General features: G+C 64.9%; 6 protein-coding genes. 4 read left to right on the top strand and 2 right to left on the bottom strand.

Features of this window, described 5'->3' with window-relative positions; genetic code table 11:
- Positions 1–223: 223 nt before the first annotated feature.
- Positions 224–1,717 carry a polyphosphate:AMP phosphotransferase gene (gene pap / locus IAE38_RS23220; protein WP_028634685.1) on the bottom strand — a complete coding sequence of 498 codons (1,494 nt, stop codon included), beginning with the start codon at positions 1,715–1,717 and terminating at the stop codon, positions 224–226.
- 29 nt (positions 1,718–1,746) lie between these two features.
- Positions 1,747–2,004: a hypothetical protein gene (locus tag IAE38_RS24180; RefSeq protein WP_328822907.1), complete on the bottom strand. Its 258-nt coding sequence runs from the start codon at positions 2,002–2,004 to the stop codon at positions 1,747–1,749.
- Here IAE38_RS24180 and mnmC point away from each other — a divergent pair.
- The 4 genes from mnmC (at position 1,915) to IAE38_RS23240 (ending at position 8,807) form a co-directional block, all read left to right on the top strand.
- Positions 1,915–3,852 (top strand): bifunctional tRNA (5-methylaminomethyl-2-thiouridine)(34)-methyltransferase MnmD/FAD-dependent 5-carboxymethylaminomethyl-2-thiouridine(34) oxidoreductase MnmC, encoded by a 1,938-nt coding sequence (mnmC, locus tag IAE38_RS23225; RefSeq protein ID WP_328822906.1) that lies wholly within the window; start codon positions 1,915–1,917, stop codon positions 3,850–3,852. The two genes, IAE38_RS24180 and mnmC, sit on opposite strands and share 90 nt — an antisense overlap.
- 142 nt (positions 3,853–3,994) lie before the next feature.
- Complete coding sequence (locus IAE38_RS23230; protein ID WP_028634683.1) at positions 3,995–5,782, top strand: N-acetylglutaminylglutamine amidotransferase; 1,788 nt, start codon at positions 3,995–3,997, stop codon at positions 5,780–5,782.
- Positions 5,783–5,785: 3 nt separating this feature from the next.
- Positions 5,786–7,531 carry an N-acetylglutaminylglutamine synthetase gene (gene ngg, locus IAE38_RS23235; RefSeq protein WP_201219511.1) on the top strand — a complete coding sequence of 582 codons (1,746 nt, stop codon included), beginning with the start codon at positions 5,786–5,788 and terminating at the stop codon, positions 7,529–7,531.
- A 94-nt stretch (positions 7,532–7,625) separates the two neighbouring features.
- A complete protein-coding gene (locus IAE38_RS23240) occupies positions 7,626–8,807 on the top strand; it encodes an osmoprotectant NAGGN system M42 family peptidase (RefSeq protein WP_028634681.1) in 1,182 nt (393 codons plus the stop codon).
- Positions 8,808–8,829: the final 22 nt, after the last annotated feature.

Raw genomic sequence — 8,829 nt, forward strand, 5'->3', positions numbered from 1 at the left:
GCGAGCGCAGCTCGCGATGCGCCGCGCGGGCGGCGCTCGGTCTCGCAGGCGCAGATCCTGTTACGGCGAACACCTGACAGGTGCCTGGGCATGCATGCGTGGCGATGAGCCCTTTGATACGGCCAAGCTGTTTAGCGCTACGCACCTCAAAAAGATTGACCGGCAACAGAGTATCTACAGGGGGTGTGGGCTGGACCAACCCCCTGCGAAAGCGAGCAGCTAGCTATTTCTTGTGCTTGGCGAACGCGGCTTCGAGCGCTTCATTGACGGTGCGCAGCACCTTCACCCGGGCCCAGCGCTTGTCGTTGGCCTCGATCAGCGTCCAGGGCGCGATCTCGCTGCTGGTGCGGTCCACCATGTCGCCCACGGCCTGGCTGTAATCGTCCCACTTGTCACGGTTGCGCCAGTCGTCCTCGGTGATCTTGTAGCGCTTGAACGGGGTCTGTTCACGTTCCTCGAAGCGCTCCAGCTGCGTCTGGGGGTCGATTGCCAGCCAGAACTTCACCACCACCACGCCGGCATTCACCAACTGCTCTTCGAAGTCGTTGATCTCGCTGTAGGCACGCATCCAGTCGGCCGGGCTGCAGAAGCCTTCCACCCGCTCGACCAGCACCCGGCCGTACCAGGAGCGGTCGAAGATGGTGAACTTGCCCCGGGCCGGGATGTGCCGCCAGAAGCGCCACAGGTATGGCTGGGCGCGCTCTTCTTCAGTGGGGGCGGCGATGGGTACGATGCGGTATTGGCGCGGGTCCAGCGCTGCTGCCAGGCGGCGGATGGCGCCACCCTTGCCGGCGGCATCGTTGCCCTCGAAGGCGGCTACCAGCGCGTGCCGGCGCATGCGCTTGTCGCGCAGCAGGCCAGCCAGGCGCGCCTGCTCGGTTACCAGCTGCTCCTGGTAGTCAGCTTTGTCCAGGCGCAGGGTCAGGTCCAGGGCGCCCAGCAAGCTGCGCTCATCGATGCTGCGGCCCAAGGGCGCGACGTTGCCCTGGTGCTTGCCCTTGGGATTGTTGGCCAGGGCAGCCTGCAGGCTTTCGAGCAGAATGCGCCCCACCGCCAGGCTGCGGTAGTGGGGGTCTACGCCCTCGACGATGTGCCATGGCGCGTAGTCGCGGCTGGTGCGGCGCAGCACACGCTCGCCAAACCGCACGAAGCGGTCATAGGTGTGCGACTGCTGCCAGTCCAGCGGGCTGATCTTCCAGCTGTGCAACGGGTCGTCCTTCAGCGATTTCAGCCGCGCCTTCATCTGCTTCTTGGACAGGTGGAACCAGAACTTGATGATCAGCGCGCCTTCATCGCACAGCATCTGCTCCAGGTGCTCGGCACCCGTGATGGCCTGGTCCAGCACAGCGTCCTTGAACACCCCATGCACCCGGCCCTGCAGCATCTGGCTGTACCAGTTACCGAAAAACACCCCCATGCGCCCCTTCGGTGGCAAGGCCCGCCAGTAGCGCCAGGCCGGTGGCCGCGCCAGCTCTTCGTCGGTTTGCTGGTCGAAGGTGAGCACATCGATCATGCGCGGGTCCATCCACTCGTTCAGCAGCTTGACCGTCTCGCCCTTGCCGGCACCCTCCACGCCATTGATCAGCACGATGACCGGGAAGCGCGCCTGCTGCTTGAGTTCGTACTGGGCTTCGAGCAGGGCCTCGCGCAGGGCGGGCACCTCGGCGTCGTACGTTTCCTTGTCGATACTGTGGCCGATTTCGGCGGATTCGAACATGCATGGGCTCCTTTGATGGATAACCAAGATTAGCGGAAATCAAGCGGCAGAAGGTCAGCTGCAAGCTGCAAGTTGTGAGCTGCAAGCTGTAAGGGGTTAGCTGCAAGAAAAGCCTGGTCATGCGAACATCTGCACTTCTCTTGCAGCTTGCCGCTCACCCAGACATGACCGGAACTACCCTCCTTCAGCACGCCCAGATTGACTGGGATGACCAGGGCCGCCCGCATTCGCGGCAGTACGACGATGTGTACTTTGCCGTTAACGAAGGCATTGATGAAACGCGACACGTGTTTCTCGGACAAACGCGCCTGGCTGAACGTTTCACTGCCTTGGCCGCCCATGACTGCCTGGTAATCGGCGAAACCGGCTTTGGCACCGGCATGAACTTCTATTGCGCCTGGCAGTTGTTCGAACAGCACGCCACGGCAGGCGCCCGCCTGCACTTCGTCAGTGTCGAAAAGTACCCGCTCAGCCACCACGACATGGCCCGCGCGGTCAGGCTGTGGCCAGAACTGGCAGCCTTTGGCGAGCCGCTGCTGGCGCAGTACGTGGCCGTACACCCGGGTTACCAGCAGTTCACCTTCGCCGAAGGCCGGGTGACCCTCACCTTGCTGGTGGGGGATGTACTCGAACAACTGCCCCAGCTCGATGCCCAGGTCGATGTGTGGTTCCTCGACGGCTTCGCCCCGGCCAAGAACCCCGACATGTGGACGCCTGAGCTGTTCGCCCAGCTGGCCCGGCTTTCACACCCCGGCACGGTGCTGGGCACCTTCACCACCACCGGGTGGGTTCGGCGCAGCCTGGTGGAGGCCGGGTTTGCCATGAAGAAAGTGCCCGGCATTGGCAAGAAGTGGGAGGTGATGAGTGGCGCTTATGTGGGGCCGGTGGCTGACAGCACGGCACCTTGGTACCGCCGCCCGGCCCCTGCCCCGGGCCCCAGGCAGGCGCTGGTGATTGGCGCCGGGCTGGCGGGCAGCAGCACGGCGGCCAGCCTGGCCCGGCGCGGCTGGCACGTCACGGTGCTGGAGCGTCATGCCGCACCTGCGCAGGAAGCCTCGGGCAACCCGCAAGGGGTGTTGTACCTCAAGCTGTCGGCCCACGGCACCGCGCTTTCACAGATGATCGTGGCCGGTTTCGGCTATACCCGTCGCCAACTGGAGCACCTGCAGCGCGGCCAAGATTGGGACGCCTGCGGGGTGCTGCAACTGGCATTCGACACTCAGGAGGCCGAGCGCCAGCGCAAACTGGCGGCTGCCTTCGACACGGGCCTGCTGCACCCACTCTCGCAAGACCAGGCCCAGGCCATTGCCGGGGTAACACTGCCGGCAGGCGGCTTGTTCTACCCTGAAGGCGGCTGGGTGCACCCGCCGGCGTTATGCAGGCAGCAGCTGCAGCACCCGCGTATCCGCACCATCACCCACCAGGAGGTGGCCGAGCTGCGCAAGGTCGATGGGCTGTGGCAGGCCTGGGGCGGTGAGGGGTTGCTGGCAAGCGCCCCGGTGGTGGTACTGGCAGGTGCCGCGGACGTACGCCACTTCGCGCCCTGTGCAGGCCTGCCGCTCAAGCGCATTCGCGGCCAGGTTACCCGGCTGCCGGCCACGCCAACCAGCCGTGCACTGGGCACGGTGCTGTGTGCAGAAGGCTATGTGGCGCCGCCACGCGGTGATGAACACACCTTGGGCGCCAGTTTCGATTTCCACAGCCAGGACGTGGCACCTACCCTGGAAGAACACCAGGGTAACCTGAAGCTGCTGGACGAGATCTCCACCGACCTGGCCGATCGGCTGGGCGCCCACACCCTGGATGCAGCGCAATTACAGGGGCGCGCGGCCTTCCGCTGCACCAGCGCCGATTACCTGCCGATCGTCGGCCCCCTGGCCGACCCCGAGGCTTTCGCCGACGCCTATGCCGTGCTGGCACGCGATGCCCGGCAGCAGCCCCAAGTGCCCTGCCCCTGGCTAAACGGCCTCTACGTGAATAGCGGCCACGGATCTCGCGGGCTGATAACCGCACCGTTGAGCGGCGAACTGGTGGCCGCCTGGGTGTGCGGGGAGCCACTGCCATTACCGCGAACCGTGGCCGAAGCCTGCCACCCAAACCGCTTTGCGCTGCGCAAATTGATCCGCGGTAAATGACCAAAATGTGGGTTGCACACCTGACTACACACCAAGCCTTATAACCGATCGTTCTAAAACTCTCACAAAGCACATGGGTCAGTTCCAGAAGGTGCCCTAATCCGGGGCACCCCCTCCCCAACGGAAAAACCGGTAAGGACTTATGTGCGGATTAGCTGGAGAACTGCGTTTCACCCCCCTCGGCCAAGCCCCTCGCCCAGCCGACCTGGCTGCTGTAGAGCGCATCACCCATCACCTGGCGCCACGCGGCCCGGATGCGTGGGGCTTTCATAGCCAGGGGCCGATTGCCCTTGGCCACCGTCGCCTGAAAATCATGGACTTGTCCGACGGCTCTGCCCAGCCGATGGTAGACAACACCCTGGGCCTGTCCTTGGCTTTCAACGGCGCCATCTACAACTTCCCGGAGCTGCGCCAGGAGCTACTGGACCTGGGCTATAGCTTCTGGTCCGACGGCGACACCGAGGTGTTGCTCAAGGGCTACCACGCCTGGGGCGCGGCCCTGCTGCCAAAACTCAACGGCATGTTCGCCCTGGCCATCTGGGAGCGCGACAACCAGCGCCTGTTCCTGGCCCGTGACCGCCTGGGTGTGAAACCCCTGTACCTGTCGCGTAACGGCGAGCGCCTGCGTTTTGCTTCTACCCTGCCTGCGCTGCTCAAAGGTGGGGACATCGACCCGATGCTCGACCCGGTCGCCCTCAACCACTACCTGAACTTCCATGCTGTGGTACCGGCACCGCGCACGTTGCTGGCCAACGTGCAGAAGCTGGAGCCAGGGACCTGGATGCGCGTCGACCGCCACGGTGAGGTAGAACGCCAAACCTGGTGGCAGCTGCAGTACGGCCCCAACCCCGACGAGCGTGACTTGGACCTGGAAGGCTGGACCACCCGCGTGCTGGACGCGACCCGCGACGCCGTGGCCATCCGCCAGCGCGCTGCGGTGGACGTCGGGGTGCTGCTGTCTGGCGGCGTCGACTCCAGCCTGCTGGTGGGCCTGCTGCGTGAAGTGGGCGTGGAGGACTTGTCCACCTTCTCTATCGGCTTCGAAGATGCCGGTGGCGAGCGCGGTGACGAGTTCCAGTACTCCGACCTGATCGCCAAGCACTATGGCACCCGCCACCACCAGTTGCGCATTGCCGAACACGAAATCATCGACCAGCTGCCAGCGGCCTTCCGCGCCATGAGCGAGCCGATGGTCAGCCATGACTGCATCGCCTTCTACCTGTTGTCCCGGGAAGTGGCAAAACACTGCAAGGGCGTGCAAAGCGGCCAGGGCGCCGATGAGCTGTTTGCCGGCTACCACTGGTACCCCAAGGTGGATGGCGCCGATGACGCTTTCACGGCTTACCGCGAGGCGTTCTTCGACCGCAGCCACGCCGAATACCGTGACACGGTGCAGGCGCCCTGGCAGTTGGACAACGACGCGGCCGGTGACTTCGTGCGTGAACACTTTGCCCGCCCCGGTGCCAGCGCTGCCGTGGACAAGGCCCTGCGCCTGGACAGCACAGTGATGCTGGTGGACGACCCGGTCAAGCGGGTGGACAACATGACCATGGCCTGGGGGCTGGAGGCGCGCACCCCGTTCCTGGACTACCGCCTGGCAGAACTGTCGGCCCGCATTCCCGGGCGTTTCAAGCTGCCCGATGGCGGCAAGCATGTGCTCAAGCAGGCGGCTCGCCGTGTGATCCCTCACGAGGTGATCGACCGCAAAAAAGGCTATTTCCCCGTGCCTGGCCTGAAGCACCTGGAAGGCGCCACGCTGGGTTGGGTACGTGAATTGCTCACCGACCCCAGCCAGGACCGGGGGTTGTTCAACCCGGCCATGATCGACCGTTTGCTGAGCAACCCCCACGGCCAGCTGACCCCTTTACGCGGCTCCAAGCTCTGGCAGCTGGCCGCGCTGAACCTGTGGCTGACCGAACAAGGACTCTGACCCATGAAAGCCCACGAAACTGCCTATGGCCAGCGCCTGCTGCGCGGCCAGGCGCCCTCGTATGAGCGCCTGCAGGCACGCCTGGCGGGCGATGGCAGCGAGCCTCAACACCAGCCCCGTGCCCTGCACTGCGGCTGGGGCCGGCTACTGATCGGCCACACTTACGCCGACCCTGCCAAGCTCGCAGAAGATCTGTTGGGCGAATGCCGTGGCGAGCGTGATATCGCGCTGTACGTGGCAGCCCCCCAGCAGGTGCTGGCCCATGCCCCGCAGCAGCTGTTTCTTGACCCTTCCGATACCCTGCGCCTGTGGTTTACCGACTACCGCCCGGCGCAACGGGTGTTCCGCGGCTTTCGCGTGCGCCGGGCGCAGAATGACGGCGACTGGCAGGCCATCAATACCCTGTACCAGGCACGCGGCATGCTGCCCGTCGACCCTGGACTGCTTACCCCCCGCCACTTGGGCGGCCCGGTGTACTGGCTGGCCGAGGATGAAGACAGTGGCGCGATCATTGGCAGCGTGATGGGCCTGAACCACGCCAAGGCCTTCGACGACCCGGAAAACGGCAGCAGCCTGTGGTGCCTGGCCGTCGACCCCCATTGCACCCGCCCCGGGGTGGGGGAAGTGCTGGTGCGTCACCTGATCGAACACTTCATGAGCCGGGGCCTGGCCTACTTGGACCTGTCGGTGCTGCACGATAACCGCCAGGCCAAGCGCCTGTACGAAAAGCTCGGGTTTCGCAACCTGCCCACCTTCGCCGTCAAGCGCAAGAATGGCATCAACGAGCGACTGTTTCTGGGCCCTGGCCCGCAAGCCGACCTCAACCCCTATGCACGTATCATCGTCGACGAGGCGCTGCGCCGGGGCGTGGAGGTACAGGTCGACGACGCGGCGTCTGGCCTGTTCACTTTAAGCCTGGGTGGCCGGCGCATCCGCTGCCGTGAATCGCTCAGCGACCTGACCAGCGCCGTGACAATGACCCTGTGCCAGGACAAGCGCCTGACTCAGCGGGCATTGGGTAACGCAGGCTTGCAAGTGCCGGCGCAGCAGTTGGCGGGTAACGCCGATGAAAACCTCGCATTTCTCGAAGAACACGGCGCGGTGGTGGTAAAGCCGGTAGATGGCGAGCAAGGCCAGGGGGTAGCGGTCAACCTCACCACCTTCGAAGACATCGCCCACGCCGTCGAGCAGGCGCGTCAGTTCGACAGCCGCGTGCTGCTGGAAAGCTTCCACGCTGGCCACGACCTGCGCATTCTGGTGATCGGTTACGAGGTGGTTGCAGCCGCCATTCGCCACCCGGCGCAGGTAACCGGCGATGGCACGCACAGCATCCGCGCGTTGATCGAAGCCCAGAGCCGCCGACGCCAGGCCGCGACCGGTGGTGAAAGCCGCATTCCGCTGGACGATGAAACCGAACGCACGCTGATAGCGGCAGGGTATGGCTATGACCACATTCTGCCTGCCGGCCAGCAGCTGGCCGTGCGTCGCACTGCCAACCTGCACACGGGCGGCACCCTGGAGGATGTGACGGCAACGCTGCACCCCGTGCTTGCAGAGGCGGCCGTCAAGGCTGCCCGGGCGTTGGAGATTCCCGTGGTCGGCCTGGATTTCATGGTGCGCGATGCCGCCCAGCCGGACTACGTGATCATCGAGGCCAACGAACGGGCCGGGCTGGCCAACCATGAGCCGCAGCCCACCGCAGAGCGTTTCATCGATCTGCTGTTCCCCCACAGCCGGCCTTTAGGCTGACACACGATACACAGCGCCGTGAGTGGCGGCCCGAGACCGGCCGCCGCTGCACGAACGCTGATCCATTCTCAAGACCACGACTGGAGGCCAGGACATGTCTGAGCGACATCCCGAACCCGATCTCGAATACCTCAAGCGCGTGCTGCTGGAGATGCTCGCCATCCCCAGCCCTACCGGCTTTACCGACACCATCGTGCGTTACGTGGCCGAACGCCTTGACGAGCTGGGCATCCCCTTCGAGCTGACCCGGCGCGGTACCATCCGCGCCACCCTCAAGGGCCGCCAGAGTTCGCCAGACCGTGCGGTATCCGCGCACCTGGACACCATCGGCGCCAGCGTGCGCCAACTGCAGGACAACGGCCGGCTGGCGCTGGCACCGGTGGGCTGCTGGTCCAGCCGTTTTGCCGAGGGCAGCCGGGTCAGTGTGTTCACCGACACCGGTGTATTCCGTGGCAGCGTACTGCCGCTGATGGCCAGCGGGCATGCGTTCAACACCGCCATCGACCAGATGCCGGTGAGCTGGGAGCACGTGGAGGTACGGCTGGATGCCTATTGCACCACACGGGCAGATTGCGAGGCCCTGGGCGTGAACATTGGCGACTTCGTGGCCTTCGACCCGTTGCCCGAATTCACCGAAAGCGGCCACATCAGCGCCCGCCACCTGGACGACAAGGCCGGTGTGGCAGCATTGCTGGCTGCCCTCAAGGCCGTGGTGGAAAGTGGCCGCCAGCCGCTGATCGACTGCCACCCACTGTTCACCATCACCGAGGAAACCGGCTCCGGTGCTGCTGGCGCCCTGCCCTGGGACGTCAGCGAGTTCGTGGGTATCGATATCGCCCCTGTGGCCCCGGGGCAGGCCTCCAGTGAGCATGCGGTGAGTGTGGCGATGCAGGATTCGTCGGGGCCCTACGATTACCATTTGTCCCGCCACCTGCTGAAACTGGCCGGTGATCACGAGCTGCCGGTGCGCCGCGACCTGTTCCGCTATTACTTCAGCGACGCTCATTCGGCGGTGACGGCGGGGCACGACATTCGTACGGCACTGGTGGCCTTTGGCTGCGATGCCACACATGGCTATGAGCGTACCCACATTGATAGCCTGGCGGCGTTGAGCCAGTTGCTGTCGGCCTACTTGCTGAGCCCGCCTGTGTTTGCCAGTGATTCCCAGCCGGCCAATGCTTCACTGGAGCGGTTCAGCCACCAGCTGGAGCATGATGCGCAGATGGAGAGCGATACGCGGGTGCCGGCGGTGGACAGTTTGGTGGGCAATAAATAAGGTCGGCTGTGGGGGCGGGGGC

The sequence above is a fragment of the Pseudomonas sp. S32 genome (assembly GCF_016648095.1).
Classification (GTDB): domain Bacteria; phylum Pseudomonadota; class Gammaproteobacteria; order Pseudomonadales; family Pseudomonadaceae; genus Aquipseudomonas; species Aquipseudomonas parafulva.